19 protein-coding genes are annotated in these 19564 nt (G+C 61.8%); 15 read left to right on the forward strand and 4 right to left on the reverse strand.

Annotated features, from left to right (window positions below; translation table 11 throughout):
• Nucleotides 1–67 precede the first annotated feature (67 nt).
• Together V7787_RS37380 and V7787_RS37385 are read right to left on the reverse strand one after the other, a co-directional pair.
• Nucleotides 68–718: an HAD family hydrolase gene (locus V7787_RS37380; protein WP_064492524.1), complete on the reverse strand. Its 651-nt coding sequence runs from the start codon at nucleotides 716–718 to the stop codon at nucleotides 68–70.
• Nucleotides 719–839: 121 nt separating this feature from the next.
• Nucleotides 840–1388: a gamma carbonic anhydrase family protein gene (locus tag V7787_RS37385; RefSeq protein WP_004575263.1), complete on the reverse strand. Its 549-nt coding sequence runs from the start codon at nucleotides 1386–1388 to the stop codon at nucleotides 840–842.
• Nucleotides 1389–1454: 66 nt separating this feature from the next.
• Between V7787_RS37385 and prlC the strand changes: the two genes are divergently transcribed.
• The 6 genes from prlC to V7787_RS37415 all read left to right on the forward strand — a co-directional run bounded on the left by prlC (nucleotide 1455) and on the right by V7787_RS37415 (nucleotide 9818).
• Nucleotides 1455–3542, forward strand: a complete 2088-nt coding sequence (prlC, locus tag V7787_RS37390) for an oligopeptidase A (RefSeq protein WP_019436839.1) — start codon at nucleotides 1455–1457, stop codon at nucleotides 3540–3542.
• On the forward strand, nucleotides 3539–3820 hold the full coding sequence (locus V7787_RS37395; protein ID WP_010951500.1) for a YheV family putative zinc ribbon protein: 282 nt from the start codon (nucleotides 3539–3541) through the stop codon (nucleotides 3818–3820). Before prlC ends, V7787_RS37395 begins: the two co-directional genes overlap by 4 nt.
• A 124-nt stretch (nucleotides 3821–3944) precedes the next feature.
• Complete coding sequence (locus V7787_RS37400) at nucleotides 3945–5939, forward strand: M3 family metallopeptidase (RefSeq protein WP_064492523.1); 1995 nt, start codon at nucleotides 3945–3947, stop codon at nucleotides 5937–5939.
• A 70-nt stretch (nucleotides 5940–6009) separates the two neighbouring features.
• Nucleotides 6010–7068 (forward strand): PA0069 family radical SAM protein, encoded by a 1059-nt coding sequence (locus V7787_RS37405; protein ID WP_064492522.1) that lies wholly within the window; start codon nucleotides 6010–6012, stop codon nucleotides 7066–7068.
• Nucleotides 7069–7373: 305 nt separating this feature from the next.
• Complete coding sequence (locus V7787_RS37410) at nucleotides 7374–8093, forward strand: carbonic anhydrase (protein WP_003253046.1); 720 nt, start codon at nucleotides 7374–7376, stop codon at nucleotides 8091–8093.
• Nucleotides 8094–8285: 192 nt separating this feature from the next.
• Nucleotides 8286–9818: a SulP family inorganic anion transporter gene (locus V7787_RS37415; RefSeq protein WP_020191557.1), complete on the forward strand. Its 1533-nt coding sequence runs from the start codon at nucleotides 8286–8288 to the stop codon at nucleotides 9816–9818.
• A 281-nt stretch (nucleotides 9819–10099) separates the two neighbouring features.
• Here the strand turns inward: V7787_RS37415 and V7787_RS37420 are convergent, their stop codons facing one another.
• The gene (locus V7787_RS37420; protein WP_064490959.1) at nucleotides 10100–10741 is read right to left on the reverse strand and encodes a hypothetical protein; all 642 of its coding nucleotides are present in this window, start codon (nucleotides 10739–10741) and stop codon (nucleotides 10100–10102) included.
• Nucleotides 10742–11110: 369 nt separating this feature from the next.
• Here V7787_RS37420 and coxB point away from each other — a divergent pair, with 369 nt between their 5' ends.
• The 4 genes from coxB to V7787_RS37440 are packed head-to-tail and all read left to right on the forward strand — an operon-like array spanning nucleotide 11111 to nucleotide 15351.
• Nucleotides 11111–12238, forward strand: coding sequence for a cytochrome c oxidase subunit II (coxB, locus tag V7787_RS37425; RefSeq protein WP_010951505.1), 1128 nt, complete (start codon nucleotides 11111–11113; stop codon nucleotides 12236–12238).
• 43 nt (nucleotides 12239–12281) lie between these two features.
• On the forward strand, nucleotides 12282–13871 hold the full coding sequence (ctaD, locus tag V7787_RS37430) for a cytochrome c oxidase subunit I (RefSeq protein WP_010951506.1): 1590 nt from the start codon (nucleotides 12282–12284) through the stop codon (nucleotides 13869–13871).
• Between the two features lie 9 nt (nucleotides 13872–13880).
• Nucleotides 13881–14447 (forward strand): cytochrome c oxidase assembly protein, encoded by a 567-nt coding sequence (locus V7787_RS37435; protein ID WP_003253035.1) that lies wholly within the window; start codon nucleotides 13881–13883, stop codon nucleotides 14445–14447.
• A gap of 16 nt (nucleotides 14448–14463) precedes the next feature.
• Nucleotides 14464–15351: a cytochrome c oxidase subunit 3 gene (locus V7787_RS37440; protein WP_020191170.1), complete on the forward strand. Its 888-nt coding sequence runs from the start codon at nucleotides 14464–14466 to the stop codon at nucleotides 15349–15351.
• Nucleotides 15352–15383: 32 nt separating this feature from the next.
• Here the strand turns inward: V7787_RS37440 and V7787_RS37445 are convergent, their stop codons facing one another.
• Nucleotides 15384–15587, reverse strand: coding sequence for a twin transmembrane helix small protein (locus V7787_RS37445; protein ID WP_020191169.1), 204 nt, complete (start codon nucleotides 15585–15587; stop codon nucleotides 15384–15386).
• Between the two features lie 51 nt (nucleotides 15588–15638).
• On the opposite strand from V7787_RS37445, the gene V7787_RS37450 reads away from it, so the two are divergent.
• The 5 genes from V7787_RS37450 to V7787_RS37470 are packed head-to-tail and all read left to right on the forward strand — an operon-like array spanning nucleotide 15639 to nucleotide 19522.
• Nucleotides 15639–16376, forward strand: coding sequence for an SURF1 family protein (locus tag V7787_RS37450; protein ID WP_064490960.1), 738 nt, complete (start codon nucleotides 15639–15641; stop codon nucleotides 16374–16376).
• Nucleotides 16345–16926, forward strand: a complete 582-nt coding sequence (locus tag V7787_RS37455) for a hypothetical protein (protein WP_064490961.1) — start codon at nucleotides 16345–16347, stop codon at nucleotides 16924–16926. Before V7787_RS37450 ends, V7787_RS37455 begins: the two co-directional genes overlap by 32 nt.
• A gap of 9 nt (nucleotides 16927–16935) precedes the next feature.
• Nucleotides 16936–18015: a COX15/CtaA family protein gene (locus tag V7787_RS37460; RefSeq protein ID WP_014861530.1), complete on the forward strand. Its 1080-nt coding sequence runs from the start codon at nucleotides 16936–16938 to the stop codon at nucleotides 18013–18015.
• On the forward strand, nucleotides 18000–18893 hold the full coding sequence (gene cyoE, locus V7787_RS37465) for a heme o synthase (RefSeq protein ID WP_064490962.1): 894 nt from the start codon (nucleotides 18000–18002) through the stop codon (nucleotides 18891–18893). Before V7787_RS37460 ends, cyoE begins: the two co-directional genes overlap by 16 nt.
• A complete protein-coding gene (locus V7787_RS37470; protein ID WP_020191164.1) occupies nucleotides 18890–19522 on the forward strand; it encodes an SCO family protein in 633 nt (210 codons plus the stop codon). The genes cyoE and V7787_RS37470 overlap by 4 nt, the downstream gene beginning before the upstream one ends.
• The last annotated feature ends 42 nt before the right edge of the window (nucleotides 19523–19564 follow it).

Raw genomic sequence — 19564 nt, forward strand, 5'->3', positions numbered from 1 at the left:
CCCCACAAAGGCCCTGCGTACGCCGATCGAGGTGGGAGGGCCGGCTGCAAAGCAGCCCTGCTGGTGCTCAAGCCTTGATAAAAGCCTGATGCAAATCGGCTACCGTGGCGAAGTGGAAAGCGGGTTCTTCTGCCATCAGCTCTTCCCGGCTCCCAAACCCGTATCCCACCGCGACGGCTTGCAGCCCGTTTCTGCGCGCGCCGATCAGGTCATGCTTGCGGTCCCCGATCATCAGGGTTTGCGCCGGGTCCAGCCCTTCTTCATCCAGCAAATGGCGAATCAGCTCGACCTTGTTGGTGCGCGTGCCGTCCAGTTCACTGCCGTAGATCACCTTGAAGTGATGATCGAAAGCAAAGTGCCGGGCGATTTCGCGGGCGAACTCCCACGGTTTGGAGGTGGCAATGTACAGCGTGCGGCCCTGCCCGGTCAGGGCCTCAAGCAACTCCGGCACACCTTCGAACACGAGGTTCTCGTATAGACCGGTCACGCGGAAACGCTCCCGGTAGAAGTTCACCGCATCCCAGGCCTTGGCTTCGTCGAAGCGGTAGAACTGCATGAAAGCCTGCAGCAGGGGTGGGCCGATGAAGTGTTCGAGGCGGGCCAGGTCTGGTTCGTCGATGCCCAGCTTGGCCAGGGCGTACTGGATCGAGCGGGTGATGCCCAGGCGTGGGTCGGTCAGGGTGCCGTCGAGGTCGAAGAGGATGTTTTGCTGGTGCATGTACAGGGTTCCACTTGAGTGCTGCGTGGCCTTCTTCGCGGGCATGCCCGCTCCCACAGGTACAGCGCAGGCCTTGATGGCTCCACTGAACCTGTGGAAGCGGGCGTGCCCGTGAATGCGGTCATTCAGGTTGATCGTAGCCTTCGGCCAGGTGCTGGTCCTTGAGCTTCACGTAGTTGCCGGCGCTGTAGGAGAAAAATGCGCGCTCCTTGTCGTTCAGCAGCCGGGCCTGTTTCACCGGGCTGCCCATGTACAGGTAGCCACTGACCAGGCGTTTGCCCGGCGGCACCAGGCTGCCAGCGCCAATGATTACTTCGTCCTCGACGATGGCACCATCCATGATGGTGCTGCCCATACCCACCAGGATACGGTTGCCCAGGGTGCAGCCATGCAGCATCACCTTGTGCCCGATGGTCACTTCGTCGCCGATGATCAGCGGGAAACCGTCCGGGTTGAAAGGCCCGGCGTGGGTAATGTGCAGCACGCTGCCGTCCTGCACGCTGGTGCGCGCGCCAATGCGGATGCGGTGCATGTCGCCGCGCACCACGGTCAACGGCCAGACCGAACTGTCTTCACCGATCTCCACGTCGCCCAGCACCACCGCCGAACGGTCGACGAAGGCCCTGGGCCCAACTTTCGGAGTGTGTTGCTGGAAGCTGCGAATGGCCATGATAGCGTCTCTCATCTGTGCCGATAGGCAGGCTGCCTGCTGCGGTCGGCGTCGATTGTAATTAAGATGGGGCAGTGTTTCTTCTGCCAAGGTATCCAAACCGTGACTGCGAACAACCCGCTTCTGCAATCCCACGATCTGCCGCCCTTCTCGCAAATTCGTGCCGAACACGTGTTGCCGGCGATCGAAGCGATCCTGGCCGACAACCGTAAAGCCATTGCCGAGATCCTTGAAAAGCAGGGCAAGAACCCTACATGGGCCGGCCTGGTGCTGGCCATGGACGAACTGAACGACCGCCTGGGCGCCGCCTGGAGCCCGGTCAGCCACCTCAATGCGGTGTGCAACAGTGCCGAGTTGCGTGAGGCCTACGAGTCGTGCCTGCCGGCGTTGAGCGCCTACTCTACCGAACTGGGCCAGAACCGCGCGCTGTTCGAAGCCTACCAGGCGCTGATCGACAGCCCTGAGGCTGCCGGCTTCGACGTGGCGCAAAAGACTATCCTCGAGCACGCCTTGCGTGACTTCCGCCTGTCGGGTATCGACCTGCCGGCGGACAAGCAGCAGCGTTACGCCGAAGTGCAGAGCAAGCTCAGCGAGCTGGGCAGCCGTTTCTCCAATCAGCTGCTTGACGCCACCCAGGCCTGGACCAAGCATGTTACCGACGAAGCTGCGCTGGCCGGCCTGACCGATTCGGCCAAGGCGCAGATGGCCGCTGCAGCCCAGGCCAAGGGCCTGGACGGCTGGCTGATCACCCTTGAGTTCCCCAGCTACTACGCGGTGATGACCTACGCCAGCGACCGCGCCCTGCGCGAAGAGCTCTACGCCGCCTACTGCACCCGCGCCTCCGACCAGGGCCCGAATGCCGGCCAGTTCGACAATGGCCCGGTGATGCGCGAAATCCTCGACCTGCGCCAGGAGCTGGCCGAACTGCTGGGCTACAAGAACTACGCCGAGCTGAGCCTGGCCACCAAGATGGCCGAGTCCAGCGACCAGGTGCTGAGCTTCCTGCGTGACTTGGCCAAGCGTTCCAAGCCGTTCGCCGCCCAGGATCTGCAACAGCTCAAGGCCTACGCTGCCGAACAAGGCTGCCCCGAGCTGGCCAGCTGGGACGCCGGCTACTTTGGCGAGAAGCTGCGCGAGCAGCGCTACAGCGTGTCGCAGGAAGCCCTGCGCGCCTACTTCCCGATCGACAAGGTGCTGGGCGGCCTGTTCAGCATCGTGCAGCGCCTGTACGGCATCGAAATCGCCGAGCTCAAAGGCTTCGACAGCTGGCACCCGGACGTACGCCTGTTCGAGATCAAGGAAAACGGTCAGCACGTTGGCCGTTTCTTCTTCGACCTGTACGCCCGCGCCAACAAGCGTGGCGGCGCCTGGATGGACGGCGCCCGTGACCGTCGCCGCACCGCTGGCGGCCAGCTGCAAAGCCCGGTGGCCAACCTGGTGTGCAACTTCACCCCGGCCGCGCCCGGCAAGCCCGCGCTGCTGACCCACGATGAAGTCACCACCCTGTTCCACGAATTCGGTCACGGCCTGCACCACATGCTGACCCGCATCGAGCATGCCGGCGTGTCCGGCATCAACGGCGTGGCCTGGGATGCGGTCGAGCTGCCAAGCCAGTTCATGGAAAACTGGTGCTGGGAGCCGGAAGGCCTGGCACTGATTTCGGGTCACTACGAAACTGGCGCCGCCCTGCCCCAGGACCTGCTGGACAAGATGCTGGCCGCGAAAAACTTCCAGTCGGGCATGATGATGGTGCGCCAGCTGGAGTTCTCGCTGTTCGATTTCGAGCTGCACGCCAGCCATGGCGACGGCCGCAGCGTATTGCAGGTGCTCGAAGGTGTGCGTGACGAGGTGTCAGTCATGCGCCCGCCGGCTTACAACCGTTTCCCCAACAGCTTTGCGCACATTTTCGCGGGCGGTTACGCGGCGGGCTACTACAGCTACAAGTGGGCCGAAGTGCTGTCGGCTGACGCCTTCTCGCGCTTCGAGGAAGAAGGCGTGCTGAACGCCGAGACCGGCCGCGCCTTCCGCGAGGCGATCCTGGCCCGTGGGGGTTCGCGCGAGCCGATGGAGCTGTTCGTCGACTTCCGTGGCCGTGAGCCTTCCATCGATGCATTGCTGCGCCACAGTGGTCTCACCGAGGACGCTGCAGCATGAGTGAGGTAGCTGTGAACAAGACCAAGAAGCGCTTCATTGCCGGTGCCGTGTGCCCGGCGTGCAGCGAGCCCGACAAGCTGATGATGTGGAACGAAGACGGCGTACCGCACCGCGAGTGTGTGGCCTGCGGCTTTACCGACACCCTCAACGAGCAGGGCTTGTCGGTGCCGAAGGAACTGGGCACGCGGGTCAACCACCTGGCGCCGAAAGCCGCGCCGGCCAAGGTGCAGACCGTGCAGTTCTTCCCAAATCCGAAGCTGAAAAAGCCGGCTGAGTAATACGGTCATGCCGCCCGGGTGCAATGCCCGGGCTGGCATGGACAGGTGTTAGATAGTCAGGCCACCTGGCGCACGCTGGCCATGCAAGCTCTCTTGCTCATTTCTATCAGCAAGGTGATGCCCCATGGCCAACCCTCTTCTGCAAGATAGCCATATCCCCGTCGATTACTCTTCCATCACCCTCGAAAACATGCAGGCGGCATTCGCTCACGTGCTGCAGGCACACGAGAACGGTGTCCAACGCATCATCCGTGATCAACGAACCATGCCCACCTGGGATGACATGGTGCTGGCGGTGGATGGGCTGGATAGCCGGCTGCTGGCAGTGTTGTATGCCGCCTCACCACTGGTCGGCCGGGATACGGCGTGGGCCAACGTCATCATTGATTTCTACGGGAAAGTGACGGCGCGCTTCGAGCAAAAATTCGCCAACACGGCTTTGCATGACCTGTATGCACGCTTGGCCGGCAGTGACATCGGCAAGCAACTGGATGTCGGGAAGCGTGCCACTTTGCGTTGGCACCTGGGCAAGTTCGCCGCTAGCGGGGCTTTACTCGACACCGCAGGCAAAGCGCATCTGGCAGACCTTCAAGCGCAGATTGGCACTGCACGCGAGGCGTTCCGCAGCAACATCGACCGGCCTGGGTTGAATATCACCGATGAAGCGGAGCTGAGCGGCATCCCGCAGCGGGTACGTGACGAATTGGCTGCAAGTGCACAGCAAGCAGGTAAGCAGGGGTGGTTGATTGCGTGTGACAAGGTGACTACGCGTGAGGTGCTCAAACATGCTGACAACCGCCAGCTCCGTGAGCGCGTGTACCGGGCTTTTCACGCCCGTGGCGTCAGCCATGATCGGCAACAGGACAACCGCACGTATCTGCAGCAACTGGCGCAATTACTTGAGGAGAAGGCCCTCCTGCTCGGTTATTCCGGCCATCTGGAGCAGAGCCTGCAGGTGAAGAGTGCGGGTTCGGTAGCCCAGGTGTGCGGCTTTCTCCACGATCTGGCCGATCATGTGCGACCTGCCATGTTGCGGTGGCGTTCGCAGGTGGAGTGTTGGGCTGCCGAGCAGGGCCTGGGCAAACCCCAACCCTGGGATTTCGAGTACCTGCGGTGTGCTTCGCGCAGCGAGTTTCCTGCCGAAGCGCTGCGCGATTACTTCCCGCTGAATACTGTTGTCAGTGCGTTGCAGCAATTGGCGCAGACGTTGTTTGGTGCAGTGCTGCAGCCCAAAGCGCTGCCTGTCTGGGATGACAGCGTGCAGCCGTTCGAGGTGTGGCAGGACAGCGCTTTCATTGGCTTTCTGTATCTGGATGCCGTGCAACACGCAGGCAAGCAGCCAGACGCGGTGTTCACCACCTATGCAAGGAATCGCCGGGTCGATGCAGAGGGTATCTACCAGGCCGCCTCGGTGGTGGTGTTCAGTGATGTGCCGCAAGCGCTGTCAGGTTCACAGCCGTTGCTCGATCATTTGTCACTGCGCAAGCTGTTCCATGAATTCGGCCATGCCCTGCACCACCTGCTGGTACGTACGACGAACCACGTCATGTCCAATGTGACCGAGCTGGGCACCGATGGTGTGGAGTTGTTCGGCAAGTTGTTCGAACGTTGGGTCTGGGACGCGGACTACCTGGTGGCGATCTCGGCGCGCACCCACGACGGCCACCAACTATCCCGCAAGCAAGCTGATGAGTGCCTGCGGCAGCTACGGCAGCAGAGCGTGGAGGAGATCGCGGGTGATCTATGCCTGGCGCTGTTCGACATGGACCTGCATGGCACTCCAAACGATGGCAGGACCATTGAACAGCGACTGGGTGATGCCCGCGAGCGTTGCGGTTACTGGCCACTCGCTGATTTCGAACATCCGGCGCATGCCTTCGACCACCTTGTGAACGGCTACGATGCGGGTTACTACGCCTACCTGTGGTCGGATGTGCATGCCTTCGATGTGTTCACCCGCTTCAAAGCCGAGGGCCTGTTGAACGGAGCCACGGGTCGGGCACTGCAGGAAGCACTGTTCGCCCCAGGGGCATCGCGCCCATTGCGTGAAGGCATCGAGGCGTTTCTTGGGCGGCAATCGAGCCAGGCAGCGTATCTCGGCTGGCATGGCCTGAAGTAGTCAGACCAGAGGTGCTGGAAAGATCCCGGCATGCACGATACTGTATATGAATACAGTATTCAGGTGAGCCATGATTCCTCCAGCACCGCAAAAGGGCCGTGGCACGGCGCACAACCCACACAACCGCTTTGCCCCTGGTCGTTCGGTGGCGGAAGATGATGGCTGGTACCAGGAAGTGCCGCAAACCCAGGGTACCGAGGTGCGGATCGAGACAGCCAAGTCGGTGATCAGCCGCAACACTTCACCCGACCTCCCTTTCGATCGTTCCATCAACCCTTACCGTGGCTGCGAGCATGGCTGCATCTACTGCTATGCCCGCCCCTCACACGCCTACTGGGACCTTTCTCCCGGCCTGGATTTCGAGACCAAACTGATTGCCAAGACCAACGCCGCCGAGGTGCTGGCACAGCAATTGAGCAAACCGGGCTACGTGTGCGCGCCGATCAATCTGGGCTCCAACACCGACCCGTACCAGCCGATCGAGCGGGAACAGTTGCTGACCCGGCGCTTGCTCGAAGTGTTACTGCGTTTTCGTCACCCGGTGACCATTGTCACCAAGGGTTCACTGGTGCTGCGCGACCTCGACCTGCTGGCCGAGATGGCCCGCCAGCGCCTGGCACGGGTGATGATCAGCCTGACCACGCTGGACGACGGCCTCAAACGGGTGCTCGAACCCCGAGCAGCCTCACCCGGTGCGAGGTTGAGGGCCATCCGGGTATTGCGTGAAGCGGGCGTACCTGTGGGTGTTTTGTGTTCGCCGATGATTCCGATGATCAACGACAGTGAACTGGAACGCCTGCTGGAGGCGGCCAAGGAGGCTGGCGCACAGAGTGCGGCCTACATGATGCTGCGCCTGCCGCTGGAAGTGGCGCCGTTGTTCGAGCAGTGGTTACAGGACCATTACCCGCAGCGGGCGGCGCATGTGTTGAGCCTGATCCGCCAGAGCCGCGGTGGCGAGCTGTATGACAGCCGGTTCGGTGTGCGCATGCGTGGTGAAGGGGTATTTGCCGAGTTGCTGGCGCAGCGCTTTGCCAAGGCGATGAAACGGCTGGACTTCGAAGGGCGCGAGGCGCAGGCGCTGGATTGCTCGGCGTTTTGCCCTCCGGGTGGGCAGATGGCGCTGTTCTGACATGAACCCACCCCCCACAGGGGGCTGCGCATTGCTCACAACGCAACTAATAACAACCAATAATTGCGCTAATACATATTGGCAGTTGATGTTTTTTTGCTATTATCCAGTTCCCGCCTTTTTCATCTGGAACGCCCGTTCTAGAGCCTTCGAATTAAGTTTCAGTTAAGTTTTCCCCGCTAGCGTAGGTAACAAGTCCACACCGACTGTGATCTATGGCCCGTGCGTGTCATCTAAAACCCTGCATAGCCTGAATCTTTCACCGGTAAAATGGATTTACCTACACACCGTCAAGAGGATGAATCATGCCCGTCAAGGACCCATCCAAGGTCGTACCGCAGGTCCCCGCGGAAAGCGCCGATGCTGCCCTTAAGCACATCGTCGACGGCTTCCTGCGCTTTCACCATGATGTTTTCCCTGATCAGCAAGAGCTGTTCAAGAAGCTCGCCACCGCGCAAACACCACGCGCGATGTTCATCACCTGTGCCGATTCGCGCATCGTTCCCGAGCTGATCACCCAGAGCTCGCCAGGCGACCTGTTCGTGACCCGTAACGTGGGTAACGTGGTACCGCCTTATGGCCAGATGAACGGCGGCGTTTCCAGCGCCATCGAGTACGCCGTAATGGCGCTTAAAGTTCACCACATCATCATCTGTGGCCACTCCGACTGTGGTGCCATGCGTGCGGTACTCAACCCGCAGTCGCTGACCAAGATGCCTACCGTTGGCGCCTGGTTGCGCCACGCTGAAGTGGCCCGCACCGTGGTCGAGAACAACTGCTCCTGCGGCAGCGAACACGAGACGATGCAAGTGCTGACCAAAGAGAACGTCATCGCCCAGCTGCATCACTTGCGCACCCATCCTTCGGTGGCTTCGCGCCTGGCAGCCGGTGAGCTGTTCATTCATGGTTGGGTGTACGACATCGAGACCAGCAAGATCGAAGCCTACGACGCCGCCAGCGACAGCTTCCTGCCCTTGGCCGCGGGTGAACCCGTTCCCTGCGCCACTCCGAGAGGCCGCTACTAAGCGACCCGTCCGCCGCTAGAACCTTGATAGCCGGCTGCACCCTGCAGGGGTGTGGCGCGGCCTTCGGCTGCCTTGAATTCCCTGACTGCCCTGCCGGCGTGCTCGCTGGCGGCCCGCGCCTGCGCGCTTGTCAGGGGCAAACGTGCCCACGGCCAGGGGAATGGCCGTGCGACTAGAGAAAGGAGAAACACGGTGAACATTACACAGTTGAAAGCGGCCCTGCCGCGTGAGTTGCTGGCGTCGGTGGTGGTCTTCCTTGTGGCCTTGCCGTTATGCATGGGCATTGCGATCGCTTCTGGCATGCCGCCGGCAAAAGGCCTGATTACTGGGATTATCGGCGGCATTGTCGTCGGTTTCCTTGCTGGATCGCCGCTACAGGTCAGCGGCCCTGCTGCCGGTCTGGCGGTACTGGTGTTCGAGCTGGTACGCCAGCACGGCATGGCCATGCTCGGGCCAATCCTGTTGCTGGCCGGCCTGTTGCAGTTGCTTGCCGGTCGCTTGCGCCTGGGCTGCTGGTTCCGCGTGACCGCGCCGGCGGTGGTTTACGGCATGCTCGCCGGGATTGGCGTGTTGATCGTGCTTTCGCAGGTGCATGTGATGTTCGACACCGCACCGCAACCGTCGGGCCTGCAGAACCTGCTGGAGTTCCCGGCAACTTTGTCGGCTGCCCTGCCACAGGAGAGCACCGGCGCCGGCTGGATGGCCGGTGCGCTGGGCCTGGGGACCATCGCCATCATGTGGGGCTGGGAGCGCTTGCGGCCGCAGCGGCTGCGTTTCGTGCCGGGTGCATTACTCGGCGTGGCCAGCATGACCGCTATCAGCATGTGGCTGGCCTTGCCGGTGAACCGCGTGCAGGTACCGGCCGACCTGTCCGAGGCCATCGACTGGCTTCGTCCGGAGGACCTGTTGCAGCTGGCAGACCCTACCCTGCTGGTCGCCGCCTTTGCCTTGGCGTTCATTGCCAGCGCCGAAACCTTGCTGTCGGCCGCAGCAGTGGACCGCATGCACAGCGGCCAGCGTTCGGACTTCGACCGCGAACTGTCGGCCCAGGGCATCGGCAACATGCTGTGCGGGGTGCTGGGTGCCCTGCCGATGACCGGGGTAATCGTGCGCAGCTCGGCCAACGTCCAGGCGGGGGCGCAAACCCGGGCGTCGGCAATCTTCCATGGCTTGTGGTTGCTGGCCTTCGTGGTGGCGCTGAGCAGCGTGCTGCAGCAGATCCCGGTAGCGAGCTTGGCGGGGGTGTTGGTGTTTACCGGGGTCAAACTGGTCGACTTCAAGGCGTTCCGCGGGCTGGGCCGTTATGGGCGCATGCCGATGTTTACCTACGCGGCGACTGCGCTGGCGATTATCTTTACCGACCTGCTGACCGGTGTGCTGCTGGGCTTTGCCTTGACCTTGCTGAAGCTGGCGTTCAAGGCGGCGCGGCTGAAGATCAACCTGGTGAGCCTGGCCAAGGATGGGCACATGGAACTGCGCCTCAGTGGTGCGGCGACCTTCCTGAAGGTGCCGGCGCTGACCCAGGTGCTGGATACCGTACCGGCGGGCACCACGCTGCATGTGCCGCTGGGGAACCTGAGCTATATCGACCACTCGTGCCTTGAGTTGCTGGAGGACTGGAGCCGCAGTAATTCTGCCAATGGGTCACGATTGCTGATAGAGCAGCGGCGCCTGAAGCGTCGGATCGAGGGGCGGTTGCGGACGACGGCGGGGGTTGGGGCGTAGGAGCGGGTTTACCCGCGAATACGGTAGCGGCGGCAACGGTGAGCGGCGGGTGGAGATTGGCCAGCAGGGCCGGCCTTTTCGCGGGTGAACCCGCTCCTACGACGGCCTGTGGCGAACCATCGATGCATGTGTAGGAGCGGGTTTACCCGCGAATACGGTAGCGGCGGCAACGGTGAACGGCGGGTTGAGATTGGCCAGCAGGGCCGGCCCTTTCGCGGGTGAACCCGCTCCTACCACGGCCTGCGCCGAACCACCGATGCACCTAGGCCGTGACAGGTATATCAGGCCGGCTGACCCAGCTCGACACCCAGTTGGCGCGACAGGCACGGCCAGCGCTTCCACGCCGCGCCAGTTGCCGGGCTGCTCAGCTTCTCTCGATAAGCCTCCACCGATTCAACCGCAAAGCTCTCGTCATTGAGCATTTCGTCGACCGAATGGTGCACCACCTCATCCAGCTGGTTGGCAAAGCTTTCGCCAATCAACTGGTGGGCAATCAGGTTGGCGACCGTGGTGTCGACCGGGATCAACGGCTGCTGGAAGTGGCGGATGTACAAGTCATTCACCTCTTCCACCAGGCGGTGCGCCAGGTACGCTTCATCCAGAAGGCAGTCCAGGCCTACATGCCCTTGCATCACGCTGGGCGGCTGCAGGAAGTAGGCTTCGGCAATTTTCAGTACAGGTTTGATCTGCGATTCGATCCCGGCTTCGCGGGCGACCTCGTGGGCGGCCTCCAGCAATTCCGGAACCTGATCGATGTAGGCGCTGACGAAGCGCGCCAAAGTACCCTGGGCGTCCTGCTCAGGCAGTTGGATCGAGGGGTGCAGGTGGGGCAGTTGCAGCTCGAGACGCTCTTTCAATTGGCCGGTCTGGCCTTCATGTTGATGGGCTTGGCTTACCTGCTCGCGTACAGCAGCGATGTTCATGACAACTCCAGGGACATTACGTTTCAAACGGAAGACACTAAATTAGCTCGGTATACAGAATACCTAAGACGTATTTGTTATAAGCCTCGCAAACGTGTGCGCTATCAGGCATATCGACGTGCCATTATTACGCCATGCCCTGTCAAGCACGCGGTTTTCCGGCCATTCGGCCATTTCATGAAGTTCATTTCACAGGCTTCATTGCGTGCCATTGGTCGCTGTCTATACTCCCGTTGAACGTGATTCGTTGATGAGGCCCGACTGCTTTTAGCAGGGGCTCGGTCGTCGAAGCCATGCAGTCTTGACCGCCGTTCCCTCTTGCCGCAGGCCACGCCTCCGGGACAACAAGAATTAGAAGGGGAACCCGCAATGATGCGACATCCACATGTCTGGATGGGCCTCCTGTTGTGGTCGGTTTTTGGCCAGGCAAACGCCGCCTGGACCGTGAACATGCACCCAGGGGCGACGGAAGTCTCCAACGCCGTCTTCGACCTGCACATGACCATCTTCTGGATCTGCGTGATCATTGGCATCGTGGTGTTTGGCGCGATGTTCTGGTCGATGGTCATCCACCGCCGCTCCACTGGCCAGCAGGCCGCGCATTTCCATGAGCACACGTGGGTGGAAATTCTCTGGACGGTGGTGCCCTTCCTGATTCTGGTGGTGATGGCCATTCCGGCTACCAAGACCTTGATCGACATCTATGACGCCAGCGAGTCGGACATCGACGTCCAGGTCACCGGCTACCAGTGGAAATGGCACTACAAATACCTGGGCCAGGACGTGGAGTTCTTCAGCAACCTGGCCACCCCCACCGACCAGATCCACAACAAGGCGCCGAAGGATGAGCATTACCTGCTGGAAGTCGACCAGCCGCTGGTGCTGCCGGTGGGCGCGAAAGTGCGCTTCCTGGTCACTGCTGCCGATGTGATCCACTCCTGGTGGGTGCCGGCCTTCGCGGTCAAGCGCGACGCCATCCCAGGCTTTGTCAACGAAGCCTGGACCCGTATCGAAAAGCCAGGCATCTACCGCGGCCAGTGCACCGAGCTGTGCGGCAAGGACCACGGCTTCATGCCGGTGGTGGTCGAGGTCAAGTCCAAGGCCGACTACGACACCTGGCTGGGCGAGCGCAAGGCTGAAGCCGCCAAGCTCAAGGAGCTGACCAGCAAGGAATGGACCCTGGAGGAGCTGGTGGAGCGAGGCGACAAGGTCTACCACACCACCTGCGTGGCCTGTCACCAGGCCGAAGGCCAGGGCCTGCCGCCAATGTTCCCGGCGCTCAAGGGCTCGAAGATTGCCACCGGGCCGAAGGAAGGCCACCTGAGCATTGTCTTCCATGGCAAGCCCGGCACGGCCATGGCCGCTTTCGGCAAGCAGCTGTCGGAAGTCGACATCGCTGCTGTGGTCACCTACGAGCGCAATGCCTGGGGCAACAACAAAGGCGACATGGTGACGCCGAAGGACGTGCTGGCGCTGAAGCAGGCAGAAGCCAAGTGAACCGGGTTACTCGCGGCAATCAATGGATTGCAGGAGACAGGACATGAGTGCAGTGATCGACGACCACGCCCACGGCCATGACCATGCGCACGGCCCGGCCAAGGGCCTGATGCGCTGGGTGCTGACCACCAACCATAAAGACATCGGCACGATGTACCTGTGGTTCAGTTTCATCATGTTCCTGCTGGGTGGCTCGTTTGCCATGGTGATCCGCGCCGAGCTGTTCCAGCCGGGTTTGCAGATCGTGGAACCGGCGTTCTTCAACCAGATGACCACCATGCATGGCCTGATCATGGTGTTTGGCGCGGTGATGCCGGCCTTCGTCGGCCTGGCCAACTGGATGATTCCGCTGATGATCGGCGCGCCCGACATGGCACTGCCACGGATGAACAACTTCAGCTTCTGGCTGCTGCCGGCGGCCTTCCTGCTGCTGGTCTCGACGCTGTTTAGCCCGGGCGGAGGGCCGAACTTTGGCTGGACGTTCTACGCACCGCTTTCCACCACCTATGCGCCAGCCAGCGTCACTTTCTTCATCTTCGCCATCCACCTGATGGGTATCAGCTCGATCATGGGGGCGATCAACGTGATTGCCACCATCCTCAACCTGCGTGCCCCCGGCATGACGCTGATGAAAATGCCGCTGTTCGTCTGGACCTGGCTGATTACCGCGTTCCTGCTGATTGCGGTGATGCCAGTACTGGCTGGCGTGGTAACCATGATGCTGATGGATATCCACTTCGGTACCAGCTTTTTCAGTGCCGCAGGTGGCGGTGACCCGGTGCTGTTCCAGCATGTGTTCTGGTTCTTCGGCCACCCTGAGGTTTACATCATGATCCTGCCCGCCTTCGGTGCGGTCAGCTCGATCATCCCGGCATTCTCACGCAAGCCGCTGTTCGGTTATACCTCGATGGTGTATGCCACCGGCGCCATTGCCTTCCTGTCATTCATCGTCTGGGCCCACCATATGTTCGTGGTCGGCATCCCGGTGGTCGGCGAGTTGTTCTTCATGTACGCCACCATGTTGATTGCCGTGCCCACCGGGGTGAAGGTATTCAACTGGGTCAGCACCATGTGGGAAGGTTCGCTCACCTTCGAAACGCCGATGCTGTTCGCCATCGCCTTTGTCATCCTGTTCACCATCGGTGGTTTCTCCGGGTTGATGCTGGCGATCGCCCCGGCAGACTTCCAGTACCACGACACTTACTTCGTGGTGGCGCATTTCCATTACGTACTGGTGCCTGGTGCAATTTTCGGCATCTTTGCCTCGGCCTACTACTGGCTGCCGAAATGGACCGGCCACATGTACGACGAAACCCTCGGCAAACTGCACTTCTGGCTGTCGTTCGTCGGCATGAACATGGCCTTCTTCCCCATGCACTTCGTAGGCTTGGCCGGCATGCCACGGCGCATCCCCGACTACAACCTGCAGTTCGCCGATTTCAACATGGTGTCGTCGATCGGCGCGTTCATGTTCGGCGCCACGCAGATCTTCTTCCTGTTCATTGTCATCAAGTGCATCCGCGGTGGCGCGCCGGCACCGGCCAAACCCTGGGATGGCGCCGAGGGCCTTGAGTGGTCGATACCCTCGCCTGCGCCCTACCACACCTTCCAGACACCCCCGGAAGTGAAATAGGAACCCGCCATGAACGGCCTGTCGGTGAAACGCCTGGTAACGCGCCTGTTGATGCTGACGGTGGTGATGTTCGCCTTCGGCTTCGCGCTGGTGCCGATCTACGACGTCATGTGCAAAGCCTTCGGTATCAACGGCAAGACCGGCGGCCAGTACGAAGGTAGCCAGGTCAGTGACCCGACGCGTGCTGTGCGGGTGCAGTTCATGTCGACCAATGCCAGCGACATGGTCTGGGACTTCTACTCCACTGCCGACCAGCTGGAGGTCAACCCGGGGGCGGTGAACCAGATGATCTTCATTGCCCACAACCCGACCGACCGGCCGATGAGTGCGCAGGCAATACCCAGCATTACCCCGGCCGAGGCCGCGGCCTACTTCCACAAGACCGAGTGCTTCTGCTTTACCCAGCAGGTGCTGCAGCCCGGCGAACGCATCGAGATGCCGGTGCGCTTCATCGTCGACCGCGACCTGCCGGCCAGCGTGAAGCACCTGACACTGGCCTACACCTTGTTCGACATCACCGCTCGCCACCCGCCGGTCGCGCACGTTGCGGCGCAGGACGTCCAAGGCGCCCGTTAAGGGAAGGAGAACAGCAATGGCAAGTCATGAGCACTACTACGTTCCGGCGCAGAGCAAATGGCCGATCATCGCCACCATCGGCATGTTCATCACGGTATTCGGCCTGGGCACCTGGTTCAACGACATGAAGGCGGGCCACCCGGATTCCCACGGGCCGCTGATTTTCTTCGTGGGTGCGTTGTTTCTGGCCTACATGCTGTTCGGCTGGTTTGGGGCAGTGGTCAAGGAGAGCCGCGCCGGGTTGTACAGCCCGCAACTGGACCGCTCGTTCCGCTGGGGCATGAGCTGGTTCATCTTCTCCGAAGTGATGTTCTTCCTGGCCTTCTTCGGTGCGCTGTTCTATGTGCGCGTACTGGCGGGGCCGTGGCTGGGTGGCGAAGGAGCCAAAGGTGTTGCACACATGCTGTGGCCAACCTTCGAATTCACCTGGCCGCTGCTGCATACCCCCGACCCCAAGCTGTTCCCACCCCCCAAGGAAGTGATCGACCCGTGGCACCTGCCGCTGATCAACACCATCCTGCTGGTCAGTTCCAGTGTGACAATCACCATTGCCCACCACGCCTTGCGCCGTGACCACCGCGGCCCGCTGAAATTCTGGATGGCGCTGACCATTGTCCTGGGCATCAGCTTTATCGCACTGCAGGCCTTCGAGTACCACGAGGCCTATACCAAGCTGGGGCTGACACTGGGCTCAGGCATCTACGGTGCGACGTTTTTCATGCTTACCGGGTTTCACGGCGCCCACGTGACATTGGGCACGATCATTCTGATCGTGATGTTCGTGCGCATTCTGCGCGGGCATTTCAACCCGGAAAAACACTTCGGCTTCGAGGCAGCCAGTTGGTACTGGCACTTCGTCGATGTGGTGTGGGTGGGGTTGTTCATCTTTGTCTATGTGTTGTGAATACGAAAACCCTGTAGGGGCAGGTGAGAACTTCAGAAAGGGGCGTGGGAGACCAGTTGACCGCTGATCAAGCCCCAGGCGACCAGGCCTATGGTCAGGGCTGCCAGGGTCACCCGTATGGTCAGCGCCTTGAGCAGACGGGTCGAGTTTTCATCATCCTTGACCAGAAACACCAGGCCACTGAACAGGCTGGCAATCGTGGCCAACAGCATCAGGACAATCGCGGCCTTGAGCATGGCGTTACTCCCGGGGGATGCGGTGATGTGGATAAGTATAGCGAGGCGCCCGTGAGGCCGTTTCGCCCAGGCTGGGTACCGACGCTGGTGGTGCTTGCATTGCTGCCGGGGCTGATTGCGCTTGGTTGCTGGCAACTCGGCCGTGCCGAGGAAAAGCGCGTGCTGCTGGCCACCTATGCAGAACGGCGGGTTGAAGCACCGATCGCCACCGCCCAGCTCTTCTCTAAAGAAGACAACGCCTTCCGCCGCGTGCACCTGTATGGCCGCTTCGACGCCGAGCACAGCGTGCTGCTGGACAACCGCATGCGCGACGGCAAAGCCGGTGTCGAGCTGCTGCAGCCCTTCCACGACCAAGCCAGCGGCCTGTGGTTGCTGATCAATCGTGGCTGGCTGCCATGGCTGGACCGCCGGGTGCCGGTGCGTTTCGAAACCCCTGCCCAGGCCTTGGCGCTGGATGCCTCTGTGTATGTCGTGCCCGGTAGCACCTTCCAGCTGCACCCGGACCCCATCGGCGGGCAATGGCCGCATCTGTTGACCGCTATCGATGCCGCGCAGCTATGGCAACAGCTTGATCGCGAAGGCTTCGCTCAGGAATTGCGCCTGGAGCCGGGCCCTGCGAGCTATCGCCTGGACTGGCCGGTTGTCGCCATGAGCCCCGAAAAACACGTCGGCTATGCCGTGCAGTGGTTTGCCCTGGCTACCGCTCTGGTTCTGCTCTACCTCTACTTCGGCTGGCATCAAAACAAGGAGAAACGCCATGGCCACCGCCACTCCACTGGACGCGCCTGAACGTAGCAAACCCAGAGCCCGTGGGCGTTTGCAGCTTTTGCTGATCCTGCTGGTGGTGCTTGGGCCAATGGTTCTGGCCACCAGCATGTACAAGCTCAAATTCTGGGTGCCGGAAGGCCGCAGCTACCATGGCGCCATGATTGGCAATGGGGAAAGCCGTGCCGATCTCGGCGTGGCGGGGCAGGACGATCGCTGGCAGTTGCTGGTCAGCGCACCCCAGGCCTGCACCGAAGACTGTCAGCGCCTGGTGTACCTGGCTCGGCAGATTCAGGTCGGGCTGGGGCGTGATGCCAGCCGCGCCAGCCATGCGCTGGCCGCTGCCCAGCCGCTGAGTGCCGACTACCAGGCACTGCTCGGCCGCGAGTACCCGCAGTTGCAGCGCTACCCGCTGGATGCGCAACGTTATCAGCAGAAGGTTGTCGAGCCCGGCCCGCAGCTGTGGATCGTCGACCCGCACGGCAACCTGGTGCTGCGCTACGACGGCAAGGTCAACGGCAAGCATGTGCTGGATGACCTGCGCCACCTGCTCAAGCTGTCCAATATCGGCTAGGAGCCTGCCATGGCCAGACCTGGATTTCGCCTTGCTGTGTTCGCCACCCTGCTGGCACTGCTGGTCGTCCTGCTCGGTGCCTATACCCGCCTGACCCACGCCGGCCTCGGTTGCCCCGACTGGCCCGGGTGCTATGGCTTTATCAGCGTGCCCAAGACTGACGCGCAGTTGGCCCATGCCGAGCTGCACTTTCCTGAGCACCCGGTGGAAGCTGCCAAGGGCTGGGCCGAGATGGTCCACCGCTACTTTGCCGGTAGCCTGGCCGTGGTGATCGCCCTGCTCGCGTTCCAGGCAATGCGCCGGCATGCCCGCGATGGGCAGCCTTATCGCCTGCCAATGCTGCTACTGGGTGTGGTGCTGGCCCAGGCAGCCTTCGGTATGTGGACGGTCACCCTGAAGCTATGGCCGCAGGTGGTCACGGCGCACTTGCTGGGTGGCTTTACCACGTTGAGCTTGCTGTTTCTGTTGTCTCTGCGTCTGTCCCGGGCCTTTGCGCCCTTGCCGAAACTGCCGCTGAGCCTGCGCCGGATCGCTGCGCTGGCGCTGCTGGTGGTAATCGGCCAGATCGCCCTGGGCGGTTGGGTCAGCGCCAACTACGCCGCCGTGGCCTGCATCGACCTGCCGACCTGCCATGGCCAGTGGTGGCCAGCGGCGGACTTCAGCAACGGCTTCCACCTGACCCAGCACGTCGGCCCCAATTACCTGGGCGGACAGCTGGACAGTGATGCGCGTACGGCCATCCACATCAGCCACAGGCTGGGTGCGCTGCTGGTGACCTGCGTGCTGCTGATGCTCAGCTGGAAGCTGCACCGCTGTGGTCTCCCCGGCCTGGCGCGGCTGGTGCTGCTGGCGCTGGCCTTGCAAGTGGGCCTGGGCATCAGCAACGTGGTGTTCCACCTGCCGCTGGCTGTGGCTGTTGCGCACAATGCCGGCGGGGCGATGCTGCTGCTGAGCATGGTGCTGGTGAACTACCGCATTCGAGTGGTCGACAAGGTTCGAGTGGGTGTCGGCCATGGCTGGCGTCTGCGGCCGGTGGTCGGGGTGGGCATTTCCCATCATATGAGGAACGACTCGTGGCGACGCTTCTAAGCGTACGACGGGCCCACTGGCGCGATTACCTCGAGCTGACCAAGCCCAAGGTGGTGGTGCTGATGCTGATCACCTCGCTGGCGGGCATGTTCCTGGCCACCCGGGCGGGCGTCAGCTGGAGCGTGCTGTTGTTCGGCAACCTGGGCATCGGCCTGTGCGCGGGTGGCGCAGCGGTGGTCAATCATGTGGTGGATCGGCGCATCGATGCGCTGATGGCACGCACCCACAAACGGCCTTTGGCCCAAGGCCGAGTCGAGCCCCTGCCGGCGCTGTTGTTCGCCTTGGCCCTGGCGTTGCTGGGCATGGTCCTGCTGCTTGTGTTCACCAACGCCCTCACCGCCTGGCTGACCCTGGCCTCATTACTCGGTTATGCGGTGCTCTACACCGGCTTTCTCAAGCGCGCCACGCCACAGAACATCGTCATCGGTGGCCTGGCCGGTGCCGCTCCGCCGTTGCTCGGCTGGGTGGCGGTAAGCGGCCATGTCAGCGCCGAACCCTTGCTGCTTGTGCTGATCATTTTCGCCTGGACCCCGCCGCATTTCTGGGCGCTGGCCATCCACCGCAAGGAGGAATACGCCAAGGCCGATATCCCGATGTTGCCGGTGACCCACGGCGAGCGCTACACCAAACTGCATATCCTGCTGTACACCCTGATCCTGTTGGCAGTGAGCCTGCTCCCGTATGTCATCCACATGAGTGGCCCGCTGTACCTGGTCTGTGCCCTGGCCTTGGGCCTGCGCTTCCTGCAATGGGCTTGGGTGTTGTACCGTAGCAGCCGGCCGCACGCGGCGATCGGCACCTTCAAGTACTCTATCGGCTACCTGTTCGCGCTGTTCATCGCGTTGCTTCTTGACCACTACCTGTTGCTGAACCTATGACCCGAACCCAGAAAACCGTCTTCATCCTCGTTGCCCTGGTCGCGTTGATCATGGGCCTGACCGTCAACAAGGTGCTTAATGGTCGTGACCAGCCCAACCCTGCCGAGCTGATCGATGCGGGCATCATCCTGCTGCCGCAGAGCCGCGCCGTGGCTGATGTCACCATGACCAACCAGGACGGCCAGCCGGTGCAGATGGATGACCTCAAGGGCAAATGGTCGCTGCTGTTCTTTGGCTACACCTACTGCCCGGACATCTGCCCGACCACCCTGGCCCAGCTGCGCCAGGTGAAGAGCGAGTTGCCCAAGGATGCCGTCGACCGGCTGCAGGTGGTGTTGGTGAGTGTGGACCCTAACCGCGACACGCCGAACCAGCTGAAGCAGTATCTGGGCTATTTCGACAAGGACTTTGTCGGCGTGGCGGGGTCGATCGAGGATACCCAGAAGCTGGCCAATGCCTTGAGCATTCCGTTCATTCCGGCGGATACCAGCAAGCCGGGGTATACCGTGGATCACAGCGGTAATCTGGCGATCGTCGGCCCGGATGGGAGACAGCGGGGGTTCATTCGGGCGCCGTTCAACAACCAGAAGCTGGGGGCGCAGTTGCCGGGGCTGGTCAAGCGGGATTGAGAGTGCTGGGCCTGCTGCGCAGGCCTTTCGCGACATAAGCGT

This window comes from Pseudomonas sp. CGJS7, assembly GCF_036961695.1.